This window comes from Sphingomonas sp. (assembly GCF_965248875.1).
In the GTDB taxonomy this organism is placed as follows: Bacteria; Pseudomonadota; Alphaproteobacteria; order Sphingomonadales; family Sphingomonadaceae; genus Sphingomonas.
In genome coordinates this window covers 1,205,656-1,226,558 of record NZ_CBDFKR010000011.1, presented here as the reverse complement: position 1 = coordinate 1,226,558, position 20,903 = coordinate 1,205,656, and the positions used below count along the sequence as shown (strand labels likewise).

The following is a 20,903-nucleotide window of genomic DNA, read 5'->3' as shown; positions in this document are numbered from 1 at the left end:
CGCACTGTATCGCAGCGTCGCCGTACCGCTAGGCTGCCTCGCTGAACTGCAGGCTCGCCAGCCGCTGGTACAGCCCGCCGCGGCCGATCAGCTGGGCATGGCTGCCTTCCTCGACGATCCTCCCGGCGTCCATCACGACGATGCGGTCGGCGGCGCGGACGGTAGCCAGCCGATGCGCGATCACCAGCGTCGTGCGGTTCGCCATCAGCCGGTCGAGCGCCGCCTGGACCAGCCGCTCGCTCTCCGCGTCGAGCGCGCTGGTCGCCTCGTCCAGGAGCAGGATGGGCGCATCACGCAGCAGCGCGCGCGCGATGGTCAGCCGCTGGCGTTGGCCGCCCGACAGCCGCGCGCCGCCCTCGCCCATGAAGGTATCCAGTCCTTCCGGCAGCTTGCGCAGGAACTCGGCCGCGTTGGCGGCTTCGGCGGCGGTCCAGATCTCGTCGTCGCTCGCCGCCCAACGCCCGTAGCGGATATTGTCGCGTGCCGAGGCGGCGAAGATCACCGTCTCCTGGGGCACCAGCGCGATGCGGGCACGCACGGCGGCGGGATCGGCGGCGCGCAGGTCGACGCCGTCGATTGTAACGCTCCCGTCCTGCGGATCGTAGAAGCGCTCGGCGAGCTGGAACAGCGTCGACTTGCCGGCGCCCGACGGCCCGACCACCGCCACCGTCTCGCCGGGCGCGACGGTCAGGCTGAAGCCGTGCAGCGCCGCCACGTCGGGGCGCGTCGGATAGCGGAAGGTCACGTTTTGAAAGGCGAGCGCGCCGTCGCCCGGGGCCGGCAGCGGTACGGGATGCGCCGGCGCCGCAATCTCCGGCTGTTCGGCGAGCAGTTCGGAGAGCCGCTCCGCAGCGCCCGCCGAGCGCATCAAATCGCCATAAACTTCGGTCAGCGCGCCGAATGACCCCGCCGCAAAGCCGGACGCCAGCAGGAAGCCGGTCAGCGATCCCGCCGACAACCGCCCCGCGGCGACATCGGCGACGGTCGACCACAACAGCGCCGTGATCGCGCCGAACAGCAGCAGGATCACGAGCGAGGTCATCACCGCGCGGACCCGGATGCGGCGCTTGGCGGTGGCGAAGCCGTGCTCCACCGCGTCGACGAAGCGGCCGGTCTCGCGCTCCTCCTGTCCGAACGCCTGGACCACCTTCATCGCGCCCAGCACCTCGACCGCCATCGCGCCGATATCGGCGATGCGGTCCTGGCTCGATCGCGAAAAGCCGCGCACGCGCCGCCCAAGCAGGATGATCGGCGACATCACCAGCGGGATGCCGATCACCAGCGAGCCGGCGAACTTGGGCGCGAGGACGAACATGGTGACGGTCATCGCGATGCCGGTCAGCACGTTGCGCAGCGCCACCGAGACCGTGGTGCCGACCGCGATCTCGACCTGCGCGGTGTCGGCGGTCAGACGCGAGGCGATCTCCGCCGGGCGGTTCTCCTCGAAAAAGCGCGGGGCGAGGCGCAGCAGGTTGCGCTGCACCGCCTCGCGCATGTCGGCGACGGTGCGCTCGCCCAGCCACGACACGAAATAGAAGCGCAGCGCGGTGCCGATCGCCAGCACCACCACCAGCCCGAACAGCTGGTAGAAGACGCGGTTGATGTGCGCCATGTCACCCGCCCGGCCGAAGCCGCGGTCGATCATCGAGCGCACGGCGTAAGGAAAGGCGCTGGTTGTCAGCGATGTCGTCAGCAGTGCGAACAGCGCGATCGTCAGCTGAACCGGATAGCGCAGCGCATAGCGCGCGATGATGGTGAGCGACCCTAGCCGGCGGCGGGGTTCACGCCCGTCAGAGATGGGCGAAGCAGGCGGGGCGGGGTCGGCCATCGATCGCGCGCCTAGCAGGCCGCTCGGCCCCCCTCAATGCACCGGCATTTGCTGCACCTGCGAAAAGGCGTAAGCGGACGGCAATCATGGCGGGATAGACCGGGTCGATGTTGTACGATGTCTACGAGTTCCAGCGCTCCATGCTGGCCGGCGCAGGTGCGATGGCGGACTGGGGCGCGGAGATGCTCAGCAATCCGGCGAACCCCTGGGCTTATATGGGCGGGGGTGCGGTGACCGCGAGCGCGCTGGAGGTATTTGCGCATGCGGCGGCGCCGCGCGGCAAGCCGCCCTTCGGGCTGACCTCGACAATCATCGATGGCCGTGAGGTTGCCGTGGCGGAGGAGATCGTCATGTCGCGTCCGTTCGGGCGGCTGAAGCGCTTCCGGCGCGCGGGCGTGGAGGGCGGGCCGAAGCTGCTGATCGTGGCGCCAATGTCCGGCCACTATGCGACGCTGCTGCGCGGCACGGTCGAGCGGATGCTGCCGGTCGCGGATGTGCACATCACCGACTGGGCGGATGCGAAGCTGGTACCGCTGTCGGCCGGTCGTTTCGATCTCGACGATTATGTGGATTATCTGGTCGCGTTTCTGGAGGCGATGGCAGCGGCGGGGGCGGAGCGGTCGCACATGCTCGCCGTCTGCCAGCCGAGCGTGCCCTGTTATGCCGCGGTCGCGCTGATGAGCGCCGACGCACACCCGAACCGGCCGCGGACGCTCACCATGATGGGTGGGCCGGTCGATACCCGCGAAGCGCCGACCGCGGTCAACACGCTGGCGACGCAGCGCCCGCACGCCTGGTTTCAGCAGAACGCGATCGTGACGGTGCCGATGAGCTATCCGGGCGCGGGGCGGCAGGTCTATCCAGGCTTTCTGCAACTCGCCGGGTTCATGTCGATGAACCTGGGCAATCACATGATGAGCCATTGGGAGATGTTCAAACATCTCGTCCGCGGCGACGGCGAAAGCGCGGACGCGACCAAGGACTTTTACGACGAATATCGCGCCGTCTGCGACATGACGGCGGAGTTCTACCTGCAGACGATCGACGTGGTGTTCCAGAACCACGCCCTGCCGCGCGGCACGATGACGCATCGCGGACGGCGCGTGGACGCCGGCGCGATTACCGACGTGGCGCTGCTCGCGATCGAGGGCGAGCGCGACGACATTTCGGGATTGGGCCAGACCAGGGCGGCGCTGACGCTGGCGACCAGCCTGCCCGAGGCGAAGAAGCGCTACTACATGGCCGAGGGCGCGGGCCATTACGGCATCTTCAACGGATCAAAATGGCGCGATCGGATCGCGCCGGTGGTCGAGGAATGGATCGCCGCGCACGGGTAAGGCTGCGCCCTGCAGGCAAGGGAGGCGCTCGCGTGGCGAGCCTGGCGGGGACTCCCCCGGGCGGAAGTCCCCTTCGCCCACGCCTACGCCTACGCCGCGGTGCTCTCCGCAGTCGTTAGAACCTTGGCGTGGCTGCCGGATTCGCTCGGCTTGACGGTGCCGCCGAACAGCATCTTGACCCGCCCCGACAGGCTCATGTCGGTTTCCCACAGCTCCGCGGAATCAATGTCGACCTGCAACAGGCCCAGGTTCGGGTCGCTCTTGCCTTCCGGAAACCAGGCTTCGACCTGCTTGTTCCACAGCTTGTCGATCAACACCGGGTCATTGTTGATCCGCCCGCTGCCCGCAAGGCATGCGAAATAGTCGTGCCCCTTGGCCACGAACTGCAGCATCAGCTTGTCCTTGCCCGCCACCCGATTGTCGCGGCCGACGAAGAAGAACAGCGTGTCGACCTGATCGGGGTCGAGTTGCGCCGTGAGCGGCTCGCTGTGCGTGCTGCCGTCCGCAGCACCGACCATCAGAAAGGGACTGTCGGCCATCTTCTTCCACAGATCGGCCTTCAGCTTCTGCGGGTCGGCGTTGCCGGCGTCGTGCTTGGGATCGGCCATTGTCGGTTCTCCTGTGATCGGTTCGGCTGGAGAACGATATGCGGCAATGTTGGTTGCGCCCGGGTGAGAAGCCGCCTAGCGGCCCCGGGCTTAACCCCCCGCAACCACCGGGCAAAAGGGTGTTGGCAAAGCGCGGCGCCCCTGTTTAATGGGCACTAGCTTAACCGCCGTTCAGGCGGGCGTCCGGGTATCAGGCCCGTCACAGCATAGGGCACGTGAATGGCGACCGTTTCCGATCAGCTTCCTCCCGGCGAAGATCCTTCGCTGCTGACCGAAGAGGTGCATGATCCCCGCCGCCGCGATTTCTTCAACATCGCCGCCGTCTCCTTTGCGGGCGCGGGGGCGGTCGCGATCGTGCTGCCGCTGGTCAATCAGATGAGCCCGTCGGCGGACGTGCTGGCGCAGTCGTCGACCGAGATCGACCTGTCGAAAATCCGCCCGGGCCAGGCAATCAAGACCCAGTTCCGCAAGCAGCCGCTGTTCGTCCGCAACCTGACGCCCGCCGAGATCGCCGCCGCCGACCATGTCGCGCTTTCCGATCTACGCGATCCCGAGACGCTGGAGCAGCGGACGCGCGGCGGGCACAAGAACTGGCTGATCACGCTGGGTGTCTGCACCCATCTCGGCTGCATCCCGCTCGGCGCGGCCGAGGGTGAGAACCGGGGCCAATTCGGCGGCTATTTCTGCCCGTGCCACGGTTCGCAGTACGACACCGCCGCGCGCATCCGTAAGGGCCCTGCGCCGAAGAACCTGACGGTGCCGCCCTATACTTTCACTTCCCCCACGACCGTGACGGTCGGCTGAGGTATCCGCTGCCATGAGTTTCGCCTGGGCCAAGCATTACGAACCGAAACAGCCGCTGATGCGATGGCTCGACGAGAAGCTGCCGTTGCCGCGTCTGGTCTACAACGCGGTCGGCGCGGGTTATCCGGTGCCGCGCAACCTCAACTATTTCTGGAACTTCGGCGTGCTCGCGGGCGCGGCGCTGACCATTCAGATCGTGACGGGCATCGTGCTGGCGATGCATTATGCCGCCAACGGCTCGGTTGCGTTCGACAGCGTCGAAGGCATCATGCGCGACGTCAATGCCGGCTGGTTCCTGCGCTACGCCCACGCCAACGGTGCGTCGATGTTCTTCATCGTCGTCTATACGCACATCTTCCGCGGGCTGTACTACGGCTCGTACAAGGCCCCGCGCGAGATGGTGTGGCTGCTCGGCGTCGTCATCTTCCTGCTGATGATGGCGACCGCGTTCATGGGCTATGTGCTGCCCTGGGGCCAGATGAGCTTCTGGGGTGCGCAGGTCATCACCGGCTTCTTCTCGGCAATCCCGTTGGTCGGCGAGAGCATCCGCGTCTGGCTGCTGGGCGGCTATGCGCCGGACAATGCCGCGCTCAACCGCTTCTTCTCGCTCCATTACCTGCTGCCGTTCGTGACCGCCGGCGTCATCATCCTCCATATCTGGGCGCTGCACATCCCGGGGTCGAACAACCCGACCGGGCTGGACGTCAAGGGCGAGCAGGACACGGTGCCGTTCCACCCCTATTACACCGCCAAGGATGGCGTCGGCGTCGGCGTGTTCATGCTGATCTTCGCGCTGCTGCTGTTCTTCTACCCGAACTATCTGGGTCACCCGGACAATTACATCCCGGCCAACCCGCTCTCGACGCCCGCCCATATCGTGCCCGAATGGTATTTCTGGCCGTTCTACGCTATCCTGCGCGCCTTCACCGCCGACTTCATCCTGCCCGCGAAGCTGTGGGGGGTGTTGGCGATGTTCGGTTCGATCCTGCTGCTGTTCTTCCTGCCCTGGCTTGACACCTCGCCGGTCCGGTCGAACAATTTCCGGCCCAAGGCGCGGATTGCGTTCTGGATCCTGGTGCTGGACATCGCGGTGCTGGGCTGGTGCGGCGGATCGCCGGCGTCGCCGACCTACGTGATCCTGAGCCAGGTCGCTGCGTCCTATTATTTCGCGCACTTCCTGATCATCCTGCCGATCATCGCCCGCTCCGAACGGCCGCGGCCGCTGCCCAACTCGATCACCGAAGCGGTGCTGGAGAAGCATGGCGGCACCAGCCCGGCACAGACGGCGCTGGCCTGAGCATCCCATGAGCACACACCCGCTGGGACACACACGCTAATGGTTCGTTTTCTCGCATCCCTGATCGGCGCGGCGTTCGTGTTCGTGCTCGGCATCGCGCTGTGGGGCAGCGTTTCGGGCATCATCACCGATCCCGCGGCGCCGACCGCGGAGGATCATTTCTATCATCACCCGATCGAGGATGTGCATTTCCAGTCGGATGGGATGTTCGGCACCTACAACCAGCAGCAGCTGCAGCGCGGGTTCCAGGTCTACAAGGAGGTCTGTTCGGCCTGCCACTCGCTGCGGCATGTCGCCTTCCGTGATCTGGCGGGGCTCGGCTATAACGAGGCGCAGGTAAAGGCGCTGGCGCGCGACTGGGCGACCGAGCAGCCGTCGACCAATGCCGACACCGGCGAGAACGCGACGCGCAAGAACGTGCCGTCCGACCATTTCCCGTTGGTCTTCGCCAACGACACGGCCGCGCGTGCGGCCAACGGCGGTGCAGTGCCGCCCGACCTGTCGCTGATGGCCAAGGCGCGCCATGATGGCACGCACTACATCTATTCGCTGGTCGGCCACGGCTATGTGCCCCAGCCCGCGGCGCTGCTGCGCGACTTTCCGGACGCGCGCACCCCGACGGGGCGCTATTACAATCAGTATTTTCCCAACCTCAACATCGCCATGCCGCCGCCGCTGCGCAGCGAGGGCCAGGTCCAATATGCCGACGGCACGCGGCCGACGGTTGACCAGATGGCGAAGGATGTCGCCGCCTTCCTGACCTGGGCGGCCGAGCCGCGGCTGGAGACCCGGCACGCCGCCGGGTTCGGGGCGCTGATCTTCATCCTGATCTTCTGCTTCCTGGCCTGGGGCGCGTATCAGAATGTCTGGCGCGACCTGAAGCACTGAGCGGGTGACCTGCTCCAGCGCCGCTGGAGCAGGACTGGCCGCCGCGGCCGGCGGGGCGGCTTGCCACCCGTCCGGCGTCACGGGCTTTCCTCCCGTGACGCCGTGACGCCAGGCCGGAGCCGAAAGCGCCCGTCCTCATTCAGCAACGCGCAAGCTGCGCCACCGTTGAATGGCGGCCCGGCCTCGCCGTCTTGCCCGGGGAGAAACTCGATGAAGACCGCACCCATCGTTGCCGCCGTCATGGTCGTCGCGGGTCTCGCCGGCTGTACCGACAGCTACGGACCGGATCGCTATGCGGTCGGCTATGGCGTCGGCTACCACAGCTATTGGGGCTGGTACGGCGACTATTACTATCCCGGCACCGGCGTGTACGTCTACGACCGTTATCGCCGGGCACACCGCTGGGATGACGGGCAGCGACGGTATTGGGAGGGACGCCGCACAGGGGGCCGCGGGCGGAGCGATCGCGCCAATTGGGACGGGTTCGCCGGCACCAACGCCTATCGCTACGACGAACGCACCGACCGAGGGGCGCCGCCGCGCTACGTCGACCGGGGCTATCGCACGCATGCGGCGGTCGCCGTGCCGCAGGACGCGCAGCCGCCGGCCTATCGGTCGGGCGCGCCGGAAGGGCCGGTGCACGGCCACGACGACCGTCACCATTCCGATCCCCGGCGCGGTGGCCACCAGCGTGACCACCGCTGATCAGATGGGCCGCGTCCGGATCAGGCCGTTGGACAGATAGCGCATCACCGGCACGTCGTCCTGGTTAAATACGGTCAGCCGCGTCTTGAAGATACCCATCTCCGGCCGTTTCGCCGAGACGCGCTTCTCGAGCAGTTCGCTCTCGCAGCGCAGCACGTCGCCGGGATAGACCGGCTTCAGCCATTTCAGCTCGTCGATCCCCGGCGAGCCGAGCCCCGCCTGCGCATGCGCCTTCAGATTTTCGACCAGCATCGCCATCGTCATCGCGCAGGTATGCCAGCCCGACGCCGACAGCCGTCCGAAATGCGTCTGCGCCGCCTCCTCGTCCGACAGGTGAAAGGGCTGCGGGTCGAATTTCGCAGCGAAGGCGATGACCTCTTCTCGCGTCACTTCATAGCGGCCGAAGCTGGATGTCGCGCCGACGATCAGGTCCTCGTAATACTGCATGTCAGCGCCTCATTGCCGAACGGAACGGCGCATCGTCGCCGTCAAGGTTTGCGCCTGCGGGCAGGCCCAGAACATCGCGCAGTAGCGGCGCGATATCGGTATTGGGGAAAGCGCCGACCCGTACGCCCGCACGAAACGCCGGGCCGTTCGCGATGAAGAGCGCGCGCATCTCGGGCGCGCCATTGTCGTAGCCGTGATTGCCCCCGGTTTCTGCCTTGGTCGGCGTCGTCTTGGTGGTCAGCCAGCCGACCTCCGCCAGACAGAGGAACGGCGGAATGCGCGGGTTGGCACCATAGGCCAGGCGAGCGGGGATCGCCTGCTTGCGCCAGCAGCTCATGTGCGGGTGCGGCCGCAGCAGCGCCGCCGCCAAGCGGGCTTCATGGCCAGCAACGGGGTAGAAGGTGGCGTAGGGGCCGGTCTCCAGCACGCGATAGTCGGCGGGGTCGGCGATACGATCCAGCGCGATGGTGCGCGCGCTGGACGTCGCCGCCATGCCGTGGTCGGCGACAATCACCAGATTGGCGGGCTGACCCAATGTCGCCAGTTCGGTGCGCAGGTGGCCGATCCATCCGTCAACATCCGCCGCCGCCGCAGTGACCTCGGCCGCATCCGGGCCATGATCGTGCCCCGCCGTATCGACGGAGTCGAAATACAGCGTCACAAAACGGGGACGGGTCGCGGCGGGGCGGCGGAACCAATCGATCACCGCATCGACCCGTTGCGCGCCGGTCAGCGCCTGCGCGAACTGGTGCCAGTCGCTGGGCCGGACGCCGCCCTGCGCCAAGTCGTCATTCTCGCCCTTCACGACCCGCCCGCCCCACGCGACATTGCTGCCCGGCCAGAACATCGCCGCGGTGCGGATGCCCGCCTGTTCGGCGGTCACCCAGATCGGCGCGGCGGTGTTCCACCAGAACGGGTCGTCGGTGGCCATGGTGAAGGTCTCGCCGGGCCGGGCGGCGTCCTCCATCCTGTTGGCGACGACGCCGTGATGATCCGGGGTAAGTCCGGTCACCAGCGTCCAGTGATTCGGAAAGGTCTTGGACGGAAAGGAAGGCACCATCGGACCCGTGGTGCCCGCGCGCGCGAGCTCGTTCAGGACCGGGGTCACGCCGCGCTCCAGGTAATCGGGACGGAACCCGTCGATCGAAATGAGGATCGTGACCGGAGTCCGCTGCTCGGCGGCGCTCGATACGTAGGGCGCGGACGCGGTCACCGGGGGCAAGGCAGGTGGCGTGTACGGGTAAGCGCAGGCGCCCAGCAGCAGCGTGGTCGTCAGTGCGGCCCCGAGAAACGGTCGACGGCGGTTCGTGTCCGGGGCGGCACCGATCATCTCAGCATCCTTCTTCGCTCGACATCCCGCGGTGGAGAAGATTCCGCTGGCACGGCCGCGGTCAACGCCGCCGCTCCGCCGCGCGGGCAGCCCGCAGCGCCCGCACAAGCCGCAAACCCGCACCCTCGCGCTGCAACACCCCTAGAGATACCGTCACCGGCGCCGAGCATGCCTGCATGACATGAGGCAAGTCGTATTGCAGCACCAGTCCTCCCGCCTTGCCGTCGAGCCAGGCGAGCATGGCGACCGCATCGCCGCCGTCGCCAGCGATGGCGGCGCGGCATTGCGCATTGAGTTCGCGATCGTCGTACCCGGGCCGATAGCCGCGTCGATATAGCGCCGTCAGGCGGGGCGACGACAGGGTCACCATCTGCACGCCATCGCCGTCGTCGGTCAGCCCGATCGTGCCGGTGAGGCGATGCGGCAATAATCTGGTCCAGTCCACCGGCATGCCGGTGGCGAGATCGTAGACGATCGCGGCATGACCGAGATTTGGATGAGCGCCGCCGCAATCATAGTCGTCGGTGACGAGGAAGCTCACGAAGTCGGGGCCACGCATCGTCGCCGTCACCGTTCGGTTCCAGCTGCCCCGGCGTTCCTCACCGGCGGCCATGCAGTCCGCGGCGGCGGCGCGGCCACGCGCGTCGAGCCGCGCCACCGCCGCGTTGATCCGTGTGGCCGGTTCGGTCACGGGGCGAGCGATACGCGGGTAGGCTGCCAGTCCGGACCTCGCCGCCGGTGGCGTCGTCAGCACCACCTGACTGGCGAAAGCCGCCATCGCGAGCCACAGGGTCACGGGGACGACCGCCTACACATTGAACCGGAACAACAGGACATCGCCGTCATGGACGACATAGTCCTTGCCCTCGCTCCTCAGCTTGCCCGCGTCGCGGGCACCCGCTTCGCCGCCGAGCGCGACGTAATCGGCATAGGCGATCGTCTCTGCGCGGATGAACCCGCGCTCGAAGTCAGAATGGATCGCGCCCGCCGCCTGGGGCGCCTTGGCGCCGACCGGGATCGTCCAGGCGCGCGCCTCTTTCGGGCCCACCGTGAAGAAGGTGAGCAGATCAAGCAGGGCGTAGCCTGCGCGGATGACCCGCGCGAGGCCGGTTTGGGTGAGGCCGAGTTCGGTCAGGAACTCGCCGCGCTCGTCAGCGGGCATGGTCGCGATCTCCGCCTCGATCGCGGCGGACACGACGACGGCCTGCGCACCCTCCGCCGCCGCCCTGGCGAAGACGCGCTGCGACAGTGCATTCCCGTCGGCCGCGTCACCTTCGTCGACGTTGCAGACATAGAGGACGGGCTTGGCGGTCAGCAGCTGCGCCTGGGCGAGGTGGCGCGCTTCCTCCGGATCGCCGGGGCAGGTCAGCCGGGCGGGCTTGCCGTCGCGCAGCAGGTCCAGCGCGCGGCCCAGCACGGCCGCCGCGATCTTCGCTTCCTTGTCGCCCTGCGCCGCCTTCTTGGCGAGGTTTGGCACCCGCTTCTCCAGGCTGTCGAGGTCGGCGAGCATCAGTTCGGTCTCGACCGTCTCGGCATCTGCGATCGGATCGACCTTGCCCTCGACATGGGTGACATCGCCATCCTCGAAGCAGCGCAGGACATGGACGATCGCATCGACCTCACGGATATTGGCGAGGAACTGGTTACCCAATCCTTCACCCTTCGACGCGCCGCGGACGAGACCGGCGATGTCGACGAAGCCGAGCTGCGTTTCGACCGTTTTCGCCGACTGCGCCAGCGTCGACAATGTCTGCAGCCGCGCGTCCGGCACCGCGACGTTGCCGACATTCGGCTCGATCGTGCAAAATGGGTAATTCGCGGCCTGCGCCGCCGCGGTCTCGGTCAAGGCGTTGAAAAGAGTCGATTTGCCGACGTTCGGCAGGCCGACGATGCCGCAGCGGAAGCCCATGGCGGTCCTGTGATTGGGTGAGACGGAAGCGCCGCCTGTACGCAATCGAAACGGCATAAGCCAGTTGGCAGCATCGTAAACCCGATCGGCTCCGTTTCGGCACAGCTTGCCGCAGCGCGGCGTCAAACTTGGTGACGAAGACGTTATTTTGTGTCACTAATTTGGCGTCAGGGCTGCTTGCCGATGGGGAATCGCGGGCAACTCGGCGGTAGCGGGTCGGGGCAGACGATGCGGACAGCGGCGATCATGGCGGCATTGGTGGCGGCGGGCGCGGCGAGCGCCGCGTCGGCCGATGCGGGCGCACCTGCGACCACGACGACCCTGATGGTCGCGACCGTGCACGCGCCGGGCGCGCCGTCGTCGTCGAACTTCTATCGGCTGAAGCCGGTGGTCACGCCCGCCAACGCGACCTTTCGCATCAACGATCCGGCATCGATGCTGCGCAGCGGCTATGGCGGCGCACTGGTCGACCTGTTCCCGTTCGCGGGCGGCAAGTTTCATATCTCCGCGGGACCGCGCATGTTCGGCCGGCCCGGCCGCTGGCGGACGATCGAGCCCGAGACGCTACGACTGCTGCCTGCGTTCCGGCCCGGCGGGCCACGAATGAGCCGCAAGTTCACGCCATCGATGCTCGTCGGCTATGGCCGCACCGTCGATCGTGGGCTCGCATTCGGGGTGGATGCCGGCTTTACGATGGGCCGGATGGGACTTTCGTCCACCGATCGGCTGGGCCGCCTGAACCGCAGCCGCCTGACCTCGCTCGACGCGCGGGAACGGCGGTCGGGGATCAATCAGCTGATGCGGGTAACCGCGCTTTATCGGTTCTAGCGCAGCGGCCGGGCCCGTAACGTCGCTGCGGGCGTCCTAGGCGTAGTTGAAACTGACGCTGATCCGCTCGCCCCTGCCAATGCCCGCAGGCACTTCATGCCGCAACCAGCTTTCCCATAGCAGGATCGTCCCCGGGACCGGCGTCAGCTCGACAAAGGTGCGCAGCGGCTCGGGCGCGTCAGCGCGGCGTGGCGGGGCGGCCATCAGCATCGGCAGCCGCGGGTCTTCCAGCTTCAGCCCGCGGCTGCCCGGCGGCAGCGCGAGGTAGAGCGTGCCCGAAACCACGCTGTGCGGATGAAGGTGCGCCGTGTGTGCGCCGCCGCCGCGGAGCAGATTGACCCACAGGCTGTCGAGCCTGAGCTTGCGAGACAGGTCGAACGCACACGCCTGCGCGAACCGCGCGACATGGCGGTCGAGATGGCGCTTCAGCGCAGCGAAGGCGGGGTCTCGGACCGGCAGGTCGTTGAGCGTGGCGTAAGAGGTGTAGCCGCGATAGCCATGCTCGCGCGCCCAGCGCTGTCCCGCGCGATCGTCCGCAGCCAACACACGGACGGAGCGCTGGAGTTCGGCGAGCAATAGGTCGTCGTCGAGGGTGCCTTCGTAGACCTGAGTCGCGAAGAGCGGCCGGACCCTCACCGCGGCGATTGGCCGCCCACGAACGGCCCGCGGATGCGGCTGCCCGCCACTCCCCAGACACGCCGCGTCGGCTGCTCGGTCACGACAAAGACGGGACGGCGGATCGATAGCGAGGAGAAGACGTGGATTTCGGTAGGCGTCGGATCGAGGAGGTTCGACACGACAATCCCCACCGGCTGCGCATCGTCACGGGCCGGCGGATGGGTCGGGATGGGAAGGCAGCTGCGGGTGAAGGCGTGCACCGGACCGGCATGGCCCGCCGCATCGACCTCGATCCGATAGTGGCCGCCGAACGGCAGGGTGTCGTTGCTGGTCTGCGGCGACAGGAAATAGACCGCGATCGGCCCCCCGGGCGTCTCCGGCGGCAGGACAACGGTGTTGAACGGCCTGTTCGCGCAGAGGAACGCATGGCCGTCGTCGGTCAGCGCCGCCTTCGCCGCGGCGAGCGCGCCGATCAGCCGTAGGTCTTCGGGTGTCAGCGTGCGGTCGTCGCCCGGCCCCAGCACCTTGCCCTCGACCAGCCGCCCGTCCCGGAACTGCGCGACGTACAGCGCCTGCGGCGTCGCCTGTCGATCGTAGAAGATCAGCCGTGGCGCGGTCGCGGGCCCGTCGACGATGTAATGCGCGAGCCGGTTCGCATAGTCGGGCAGCCGCGCGATCATGTCGTCGGTGCCGTGCCACGCCGCCTGGTCATAGGCATAGAGCATCGCGCCGCGCGCGCTCGCCACCGCCACGGCGCTCTGCTCGGCGGCGGTGAGCGGCGCGACGGTGTCGCTCGCGCGCGCCGGCGCAGGACTGGCCAGCAGCAGCGCGAGCGCGAGCGCCTTCACGCCGCCAGCTTCGCCTTGAGCGCGTCGACCAGGTCGGTTCGCTCCCAGGTGAAATGGTCGCCGTCCGCCTGCCGCCCGAAATGGCCATAAGCGGCGGTGGCTGCGTAGATCGGCTTGTTGAGCCCCAGATGTGTGCGGATCGTGCGCGGGGTCAGCTTCGCACCCAGAATGTCGGCCAGCACGGTCTCGATCTTCGCCTCCTCGACCGTCCCGGTGCCGTGGGTGTCGACATAGAGCGACAGCGGCTCGGCGACACCGATCGCATAGGAGAGCTGGATCGTGCAGCGCCGGGCGAGCCCCGCGGCGACGACGTTCTTCGCCAGATAGCGCGCGACATAGGCCGCGGAGCGGTCGACCTTGGTCGGATCCTTGCCGCTGAACGCGCCGCCGCCGTGCGGGGCGGCGCCGCCATAGGTGTCGACGATGATCTTGCGCCCGGTCAGCCCGCAATCGCCGTCGGGGCCGCCTATCTCGAACGCGCCGGTCGGGTTGACGTAGAGCACCGTATCGTCGGTGACGAAGCCTTGCGGAAGCTCGTCCTTGAGCACGCCGACGACATAGTCGCGCAGCTCCTGATACTTGGCCGGGTCGGCATGCTCGCCCTTTTCGGCGAAACCCTGCTTGTGCTGGGTCGAGACGACCAGCGCGGTCGCGCGGACCGGCTTCTCGTTCTCGTAGTGCAGCGTCACCTGGCTCTTGGCGTCCGGCTCCAGAAAGGGTGCGGCGCCCGAATGGCGGTCGGCGGCGAGCCGCTCCAGAATACGGTGCGAGTAATACAGCGTCGCCGGCAGCAGGTCCGGCGTCTCGTCGGTGGCGTAGCCGAACATGATGCCCTGATCGCCCGCGCCCTCGTCCTTGTTGCCCGCCGCGTCGACGCCCATCGCGATCTCGCTCGACTGGGCGTGGAGGTTGTTCTCGAACGTCGCGGTCCGCCAGTGGAAGCCGTCCTGCTCATAGCCGATGCGCTTGACCGTGGCGCGCGCGGCGTCCTCGATGCGGCGCTTGCCCTCGTCGGTCAGGTTGCCGTCGGCGTCGATGATCCTGCGGTCGGCGGAGCGGACCTCGCCCGACAGGATGATGCGCTGCGTCGTCACCATCGTCTCGCACGCGACGCGTGCCTCCGGATCGGTCGTCAGGAACAGGTCGACGACGGCGTCGCTGATCTGGTCGGCGACCTTGTCCGGATGGCCTTCGGAAACCGACTCGGACGTGAACAGGTACGAAGCGCGCATGAGGGGGTCCGCTGATATAAGGAAAACTTTATATCCGCGCGTAGCGGGCGCGCCGCCGGATGGCAACGGCTCCAGCGGCCAGCAGCACGGCGGTGACGAGCGCCAGCCAATTGCCCAGCCGCGAGAACAGGGTCGGGGGCAGCGGTTGGGGCAGGGGCACCGTCAGCGCGCCGGCGCGGCCGGGCGGGATGATGGCGAGCAGCGCGCCGTCGGCGGCGATGACGGCGGAGATGCCGGTGGGCGTCGCGCGGACGATCGGCAGCCCCTCCTCGATCGCGCGCAGCCGCGCTTGGGCCAGGTGCTGCGGCGGGCCCCAGCGGCCGAACCAGGCATCGTTGGAAGGGTTGAAGAGCAGGCGCGGCCGCTGCTGTGGGTCGACGACGCGACCGGAGAAAACGATCTCGTAGCAGATCTGGACGCCGACGGGTCCGATGCCGGGCACGTCGATGTTACGCGGGCCGGGACCGGCGTCGAAGTCGATGTCGCCTGGGACGAGGCGGGATAGGCCGATCGGCTCCAGCACGCTGCGCAACGGCAGATACTCGCCATAGGGCACGAGATGCGCCTTGGCGTAGCGGCCGTGGAGGCGTGCGTCGGGCCCGATCGCAAAGACGGTATTGCCCGCGCCGGTGATCTGCTGGTCGCGACCAAAGGCGAGGCTGACGCCGCCTGCGAGCAACGTGTCGCGCGGGCCGAGCAGCCGCGCGAGGCGGCGGCGGAGCAGGGCGGGATCGAGCCCTTCATAGGCGTAATCGGGGTAGCCGTCCTCCAGATAGGGGCGGATCACACCTTCGGGCCAGAGGATGAGGCGCGGGTATGGGGCGGACGCTCCCGACAGGCGCATGAGCGGCGCGAGGACGCGCGCCGCGTCGTCATCGCCGCGCTCGTTCTGGTTGATGTTGGGCTGAACGACGACAAGGCGGGGCCCGGCGTCGGTTGGCTTATAGTAGCTGGTGCCGGTGACGCTGGCGACGCCGAGCAAGACAAGGGCGACTGCGACGCACGCGTACAGTCGCGCCCTGGACAAGCCACGCCGCCGTGCTTCGTAGAGAACAAGCAGCGTACCGGCCGCCGTCACGGTCAAGCCGGACAGCGCGTATGTTCCGACTACCGCCGACAGACGGGCGATACCAAACAACGGCACCCACACCACCGCCAGCGGATCCCACGGGTAGCCGGTGAACAGCCAGCCGCGCAGCCACTCGGTTGCGATCCACGCCGCGCCCGCGATCAGCGCGAAGGCGGCGTCCGGCCGCGCGCCGCGCCAGCGCCACGCGATCAGCGCCGCCGCGGTCGGGAACAACGCCAGGTACAGCGCCAGCGCGACCGGCGCGACGTAACCGAGCGCGTGCGGCATGGTATCCTGGAAGTCGAAGGCGTGGCCGATCCAGTTGTCGTTGACCGTGAAATGCCCCAGTCCGAACAGCCAGCCGCGCGACGCCGCCGCGCGCCAGGTCGGGGCGGCGTGGACCAGCGCGAGCCACCCCGCGAGCCCGGCGAGCGTCAGCGGCCAGAGCTGCAGCGGTGCAAACCCGAGCGCGGCGAGCGCGCCGAGGGGAAGGCAGAGGAGGGCGGGATTTCGGCGCACGCCCGGCCCTTAGCCGCTCCTCCCCGGTACGGGGAGGGGGACCGCGCCGCACGGCGGCGTGGTGGGGGGGGCCCGCCGCGCGCGATCCATTCGAGGCGAGCCTCTCGGTCACCTGGCTTCGCCGCGCGCCACCTCCCCGTGCCGGGGAGGATTTGCTACACGCCCCCGATGCTCCGCCCCTTCCACCTCGCCTTCCCCGTCCACGACCTCGCCGCAGCGCGCGCCTTCTACGGCGGCGTGCTGGGCTGCCCCGAAGGGCGATCGTCGGATCAGTGGATCGACTTCGATTTGTTCGGGCATCAGATCGTCGCGCATCTCGCGCCCGCCGCTGGCGGGGAGAGCAGTAACCCAGTCGACGGCCACGACGTGCCGGTGCCGCATTTCGGTGTGGTGCTGACAATGACCGACTGGGAGTTGCTGAGTGCGCGCGTCGCAGCGGCGGGCGTTGCGTTCGGGAACGCGCCGCATGTGCGGTTTGCGGGGCAGCCGGGCGAGCAGGCGACGATGTTCTTCCGCGACCCCAGCGGCAATGCGCTGGAGTTCAAGGCGTTTGCCGACGACGCCATGTTGTTTGCGACCTGACGCGCCGACCCTACATAGCGCACATGGCAGACCCGATCACCCTCGACATCCCCCATCAGCTCGGCAAGGCGGGCGTGCGCGCGCGGCTGGAGAGCGGCGTCGGGAAGCTCGGCGAAAAGATCCCGGGCGGGTCGGTGATCGACCATCGCTGGGACGGCGACACGCTGCACTTCACCGTGAGCGCGATGGGACAGCGCGTCGCCAGCACCGCAACCGTGTTCGACAAGCACGTCCATGCGGTCGTCGACCTGCCGGGTCTGCTCGCCATGTTCGCCGGCCCGATCAAGGCGGCAATCCAGGCGGAAGCGCCGAAGCTGCTGAAGTGATCCGCTTCTAGCGGGCCGCCGTCCGCTGGGCAGGGGCTACCCGCCAGATCGTGTTCCCGACGTCGTCGGCCACCAGCATCGCGCCGCTGCGGTCGCCGATCACCCCGACCGGCCGCCCGCGCGCCTTGCCGTCGGCGTCGAGAAAGCCGGTCAGCACATCGACGGGCCGCGCATTCGGGACGGGAAAGCCGTTGGTGGCGAAGGGGACGAAGACGACCTTGTAGCCCGACACCGGCTTGCGGTTCCAAGATCCGTGCTCGCCAATGAACGCGCCCCCGCCGAAGCGTCCGCCCAGGTGCACCTCGGTCGAGAAAGCGAGACCCAGTGCGGCGACGTGCGGGCCGAGCGCATAGTCCGGCCGCTTCGCATATTCCTGCAGCGCCGGGTTATCCTGCTCGACGCGGTTGTCCGGATAACCGCCCCAGTAATACCAGGGCCAGCCGAAATGGTCGCCCAGCTCGACCTGGGTCAGGTAATCGGGCGCGAGATCGGAGCCGAGCTGGTCGCGCTCGTTGACCACGGTCCAAAGCTCATGGGTGACGGGATTGATCGCCATCCCGTTGGGGTTGCGCAGCCCCGCGCCGTAGATGCGCGCGGTCTTGGTGTCGGGCGCGACCTCGAGGATGTTGGCGCGGAACTTCTCGGCGTCTAGTCCGCCCTCGGCGATGTTGGTCGAGGAACCGACGGTCACGTAGAGGTGCTTGCCGTCGGGCGCGGCGAGCAGGTTGCGCGCCCAGTGATTGCCGCCGGCAGGCAGGCGGACGATCAGCTCTGGCCGGGCGGTGATCCGCGTCGCACCTTCGGTATAGGGCACGCGGACCACGGCATCGGTGTTGCCGATGTAGAGCTGGCCGCTGATCAGCGCCATGCCGAAGGGCGAGTTGAGGCCGGTCATGAACACGGTGCGCGTCTCCGCCACCCCGTCGCCATCGGCGTCGCGGAGCAGCGTGATGCGGTTGGCCGACGGCACGCCCGCGCCGCCCTTGTTCATCAGCCAGCCCATCACCAGCCCGGTGACGCCGCCGACCTGGCGCGGCGGCGAGTTGGTCTCGGCGACCAGCACGTCGCCATTGGGCAGGCGGTACAGCCAGCGCGGATGATCGAGGCCGCGGGCGAACGCCTGCACGCCCAGGCCCGGGGCGGCGGTCGGCATCTGTCCCTGTGGCCAGCCCACCGCGTCGGGGACGATGATGGTCGGAATGACCTGTTGGCGTGGGTCGGTGATCCGCGGCCGCGCGCCCTGCACCTGAGCGATCGCGAGGCGGGCGGGATCAGGCCAGCCAAGATAAACCAGGACGCCGATCGTCAGGACTAGGAGGATCGCGAGGACGCGCAGGACGTGCTTGAGCATGGGGACGGTTTACGCCTGCCTGGGCGCAAACGATAGGGGGAGCGGGGACGCCGGTGCAGCGTCCCCGCCCGACATTCAGGCATCCTGCTTGTCGCCGGCCGTATATGCGCCCCAGTCAACGTCGAAGCGATCGGCGTTCATCACCTTTACCCACGCATGCACGAAGTCCGCGACGAACTTCTCCTTGGCGTCGTCGCAGGCATAGACCTCGACGATCGCGCGGAGCTGGGAGTTGGAGCCGAACACCAGGTCGGTGCGCGACGCCGTCCAGCGATGCTCGCCCGTCGCGCGGTCGGTGCCGACGAACTCCTGATCCGACTCCTCGCTGACCTGCTTCCACGCCGTGCCCATGTCGAGCAGGTGGACGAAGAAGTCGGTGGTCAGCTGCCCCGGCCGATCGGTGAAGACGCCGTGCGCCTTGGCCTTGTCGTGGTTGGCGCCGAGCACGCGCAGGCCGCCGACCAGCACCGTCATCTCGGGTGCCGACAGGCCCAGCAGCTGGGCGCGATCGACCAGCAGCTCCTCGGTCGGGACGGTGAAGCGCGTCTGCAGATAGTTGCGGAAGCCGTCGGCCTTGGGTTCCAGCACCGCAAAGCTCTCGACGTCGGTCTGTTCCGCGGTCGCGTCGGTGCGACCGGGGGTGAAGGGCACCACGACGCTGTGCCCCGCCGCCCTGGCCGCGGCCTCGACCCCGACCGAGCCGCCAAGGACGATCAGGTCGGCGATGCTGACGTTCTTGCCCGACTTCGCCTTGATGTCCGCATAGGCGGCCAGCACCCTGGCGAGTTGCGCCGGCTGGTTGACCGCCCAGTCCTTCTGCGGGGCGAGGCGGATGCGCGCGCCGTTGGCGCCACCGCGCTTGTCCGAGCCGCGATATGTCGAGGCGGACGCCCAGGCAGTGCCGACCAGCTCGGCGACCTCCAGCCCGGAGTTGGCGATCGCGACCTTCAGCTCGGCGATCTCGACGCCGTTGAGCGCCGGACCGTCATGGGCCGGGATCGGGTCCTGCCAGATCAGGTCCTCGGTCGGCGCCTCCGGGCCGAGATAACGGCTGCGCGGGCCCATGTCGCGGTGGCACAGCTTGAACCAGGCGCGGCTGAAGGCGTCGGCGAAATAGGCCGGATCGGCGCGAAACTTCTCCAGGATCTTGCGATAGTCGGGGTCGTCCTTGAACGCTTTGTCAGCGGTGGTCATCATCGTGGCGACCTTCCTGCCCGGGGTATGCGCGGCAGGGGCCTGCGTTTCTTCCGGGTTGCCGACCGGCTGCCACTGGTTGGCGCCAGCGGGGCTCTTCACCAGCTCGTACTCATGGTCCAGCAGATTGGAGAAATAGCTCATGTCCCAGGTGATCGGGGTCGGCGTCCACGCGCCTTCGATGCCCGAGGTGATGGTATGATCGCCCATCCCGGTCTCATGCGTCGACGCCCAGCCCAAGCCCATCTGCGCGATGTCGGAGCCCTCCGGCTCCTTGCCGACCAGCTTCGCGTCACCCGCGCCATGCGCCTTGCCGAAGGTGTGGCCCCCGGCGGTCAGCGCCGCGGTCTCCTCGTCGTTCATCGCCATGCGGCTGAACGTCTCGCGCAGGTCGCGGGCGGAGCCCTTGGTGTCCGGCTTGCCGCCCGGTCCTTCCGGATTGACGTAGATCAGGCCGTGCTGGATCGCCGCCAGCGGCTCCTCCAGCGCCATCCCCGCTTCCTCGTCGATGCGGGTCTGGCCGAGCCACTCCTCCTCGGTGCCCCAGTAGATGTCGCGCTCGGCCTCGAACACGTCCTCGCGGCCGCCCGAGAAGCCGAACACCGGCCCGCCCATCGATTCGATCGCGACGTTGCCCGCGAGGATGAACAGGTCGGCCCAACTGAGCGCCGCACCGTATTTCTGCTTGATCGGCCACAGCAGGCGGCGCGCCTTGTCGAGATTGCCGTTGTCCGGCCAGCTGTTGAGCGGCGCGAACCGCTGCGACCCCGAGGAAGAGCCGCCGCGGCCATCGCCGGTGCGATAGGTGCCCGCCGAATGCCACGCCATGCGGATGAAGAAGGGGCCGTAATGCCCGTAATCGGCCGGCCACCAGGGCTGGCTGTCGGTCATCAGCGCGGTCAGGTCCTTCTTGACGGCCCAATAGTCGAGTGTCTCGAACGCCTTCCGGTAATCGAAGTCGGCGCCGTAGGGGTCCGCGGAGACGCCGTTCTGGGTCAGGATCTGGAGCGACAGCGACTCTGGCCACCAGTCGCGGCTGGTCCGGCCGAGCAGCGTACGCGTCTTGGCGGCCTGCCGGCCCGGATCGTTGAGTGGGCTGCCCGAGGTGATCGCGTCCATCAAATCTCTCCTGGTTCTGCCGCGGCACGTATGGCGCTGCGCGGCGGTCGGGAACGGCTGGACG

Annotated in this window: 20 protein-coding genes; 8 read left to right on the top strand and 12 right to left on the bottom strand. The window is 68.1% G+C overall.

The annotated features are described in order from the left end of the window. Positions 1-28: 28 nt before the first annotated feature. A complete protein-coding gene (locus ACP2AD_RS13185; RefSeq protein WP_425230503.1) occupies positions 29-1,828 on the bottom strand; it encodes an ABC transporter transmembrane domain-containing protein in 1,800 nt (599 codons plus the stop codon). Between the two features lie 107 nt (positions 1,829-1,935). On the opposite strand from ACP2AD_RS13185, the gene ACP2AD_RS13180 reads away from it, so the two are divergent. Further along, positions 1,936-3,165 (top strand): polyhydroxyalkanoate depolymerase, encoded by a 1,230-nt coding sequence (locus ACP2AD_RS13180; protein ID WP_425230502.1) that lies wholly within the window; start codon positions 1,936-1,938, stop codon positions 3,163-3,165. 89 nt (positions 3,166-3,254) lie between these two features. Here ACP2AD_RS13180 and ACP2AD_RS13175 read toward each other — a convergent pair whose 3' ends face one another. Further along, on the bottom strand, positions 3,255-3,773 hold the full coding sequence (locus ACP2AD_RS13175) for a pyridoxamine 5'-phosphate oxidase family protein (protein WP_425230501.1): 519 nt from the start codon (positions 3,771-3,773) through the stop codon (positions 3,255-3,257). Positions 3,774-3,992: 219 nt separating this feature from the next. Between ACP2AD_RS13175 and petA the strand changes: the two genes are divergently transcribed. From petA to ACP2AD_RS13155, 4 genes are all read left to right on the top strand, one after another. Beyond that, entirely contained in the window at positions 3,993-4,577 is a 585-nt protein-coding gene (petA, locus tag ACP2AD_RS13170; RefSeq protein WP_425230500.1) for a ubiquinol-cytochrome c reductase iron-sulfur subunit, read from the top strand. A 13-nt stretch (positions 4,578-4,590) separates the two neighbouring features. After that, positions 4,591-5,874 (top strand): cytochrome b, encoded by a 1,284-nt coding sequence (locus tag ACP2AD_RS13165; protein ID WP_425230499.1) that lies wholly within the window; start codon positions 4,591-4,593, stop codon positions 5,872-5,874. Positions 5,875-5,913: 39 nt separating this feature from the next. Continuing rightward, entirely contained in the window at positions 5,914-6,762 is an 849-nt protein-coding gene (locus tag ACP2AD_RS13160) for a cytochrome c1 (protein WP_425230498.1), read from the top strand. A 210-nt stretch (positions 6,763-6,972) separates the two neighbouring features. After that, positions 6,973-7,467 (top strand): hypothetical protein, encoded by a 495-nt coding sequence (locus ACP2AD_RS13155; protein ID WP_425230497.1) that lies wholly within the window; start codon positions 6,973-6,975, stop codon positions 7,465-7,467. On the opposite strand, the gene ACP2AD_RS13150 is transcribed toward ACP2AD_RS13155, so the two are convergent. From ACP2AD_RS13150 to ychF, 4 genes are all read right to left on the bottom strand, one after another. Next, positions 7,468-7,914 carry a MaoC family dehydratase gene (locus ACP2AD_RS13150; protein ID WP_425230496.1) on the bottom strand — a complete coding sequence of 149 codons (447 nt, stop codon included), beginning with the start codon at positions 7,912-7,914 and terminating at the stop codon, positions 7,468-7,470. Between the two features lies 1 nt (position 7,915). After that, the gene (locus ACP2AD_RS13145) at positions 7,916-9,244 is read right to left on the bottom strand and encodes an ectonucleotide pyrophosphatase/phosphodiesterase (protein WP_425230495.1); all 1,329 of its coding nucleotides are present in this window, start codon (positions 9,242-9,244) and stop codon (positions 7,916-7,918) included. Positions 9,245-9,305: 61 nt separating this feature from the next. Next, on the bottom strand, positions 9,306-10,040 hold the full coding sequence (locus ACP2AD_RS13140) for a hypothetical protein (protein WP_425230494.1): 735 nt from the start codon (positions 10,038-10,040) through the stop codon (positions 9,306-9,308). A 12-nt stretch (positions 10,041-10,052) separates the two neighbouring features. Next, positions 10,053-11,153, bottom strand: coding sequence for a redox-regulated ATPase YchF (gene ychF / locus ACP2AD_RS13135; RefSeq protein ID WP_425230493.1), 1,101 nt, complete (start codon positions 11,151-11,153; stop codon positions 10,053-10,055). Between the two features lie 246 nt (positions 11,154-11,399). On the opposite strand from ychF, the gene ACP2AD_RS13130 reads away from it, so the two are divergent. Further along, complete coding sequence (locus ACP2AD_RS13130; protein ID WP_425230492.1) at positions 11,400-11,981, top strand: hypothetical protein; 582 nt, start codon at positions 11,400-11,402, stop codon at positions 11,979-11,981. 36 nt (positions 11,982-12,017) lie between these two features. On the opposite strand, the gene ACP2AD_RS13125 is transcribed toward ACP2AD_RS13130, so the two are convergent. The 4 genes from ACP2AD_RS13125 to lnt are packed head-to-tail and all read right to left on the bottom strand — an operon-like array spanning position 12,018 to position 16,267. Further along, positions 12,018-12,617, bottom strand: a complete 600-nt coding sequence (locus tag ACP2AD_RS13125; protein ID WP_425230491.1) for a TIGR02466 family protein — start codon at positions 12,615-12,617, stop codon at positions 12,018-12,020. Further along, positions 12,614-13,447 (bottom strand): hypothetical protein, encoded by an 834-nt coding sequence (locus ACP2AD_RS13120; protein WP_425230490.1) that lies wholly within the window; start codon positions 13,445-13,447, stop codon positions 12,614-12,616. The genes ACP2AD_RS13125 and ACP2AD_RS13120 overlap by 4 nt, the downstream gene beginning before the upstream one ends. Next, complete coding sequence (metK, locus tag ACP2AD_RS13115) at positions 13,444-14,679, bottom strand: methionine adenosyltransferase (RefSeq protein ID WP_425230489.1); 1,236 nt, start codon at positions 14,677-14,679, stop codon at positions 13,444-13,446. Before metK ends, ACP2AD_RS13120 begins: the two co-directional genes overlap by 4 nt. Before the next feature lie 28 nt (positions 14,680-14,707). Further along, positions 14,708-16,267, bottom strand: coding sequence for an apolipoprotein N-acyltransferase (gene lnt / locus ACP2AD_RS13110; RefSeq protein WP_425230488.1), 1,560 nt, complete (start codon positions 16,265-16,267; stop codon positions 14,708-14,710). Between the two features lie 168 nt (positions 16,268-16,435). Between lnt and ACP2AD_RS13105 the strand changes: the two genes are divergently transcribed. Both ACP2AD_RS13105 and ACP2AD_RS13100 read left to right on the top strand, forming a co-directional pair. Then, the gene (locus ACP2AD_RS13105; RefSeq protein WP_425230487.1) at positions 16,436-16,849 is read left to right on the top strand and encodes a VOC family protein; all 414 of its coding nucleotides are present in this window, start codon (positions 16,436-16,438) and stop codon (positions 16,847-16,849) included. A 23-nt stretch (positions 16,850-16,872) separates the two neighbouring features. Beyond that, positions 16,873-17,175: a polyhydroxyalkanoic acid system family protein gene (locus tag ACP2AD_RS13100; RefSeq protein WP_425230486.1), complete on the top strand. Its 303-nt coding sequence runs from the start codon at positions 16,873-16,875 to the stop codon at positions 17,173-17,175. Between the two features lie 7 nt (positions 17,176-17,182). Here the strand turns inward: ACP2AD_RS13100 and ACP2AD_RS13095 are convergent, their stop codons facing one another. Together ACP2AD_RS13095 and katG are read right to left on the bottom strand one after the other, a co-directional pair. Then, complete coding sequence (locus ACP2AD_RS13095; protein ID WP_425230485.1) at positions 17,183-18,526, bottom strand: PQQ-dependent sugar dehydrogenase; 1,344 nt, start codon at positions 18,524-18,526, stop codon at positions 17,183-17,185. Positions 18,527-18,601: 75 nt separating this feature from the next. After that, positions 18,602-20,839, bottom strand: a complete 2,238-nt coding sequence (katG, locus tag ACP2AD_RS13090; RefSeq protein WP_425230484.1) for a catalase/peroxidase HPI — start codon at positions 20,837-20,839, stop codon at positions 18,602-18,604. Positions 20,840-20,903: the final 64 nt, after the last annotated feature.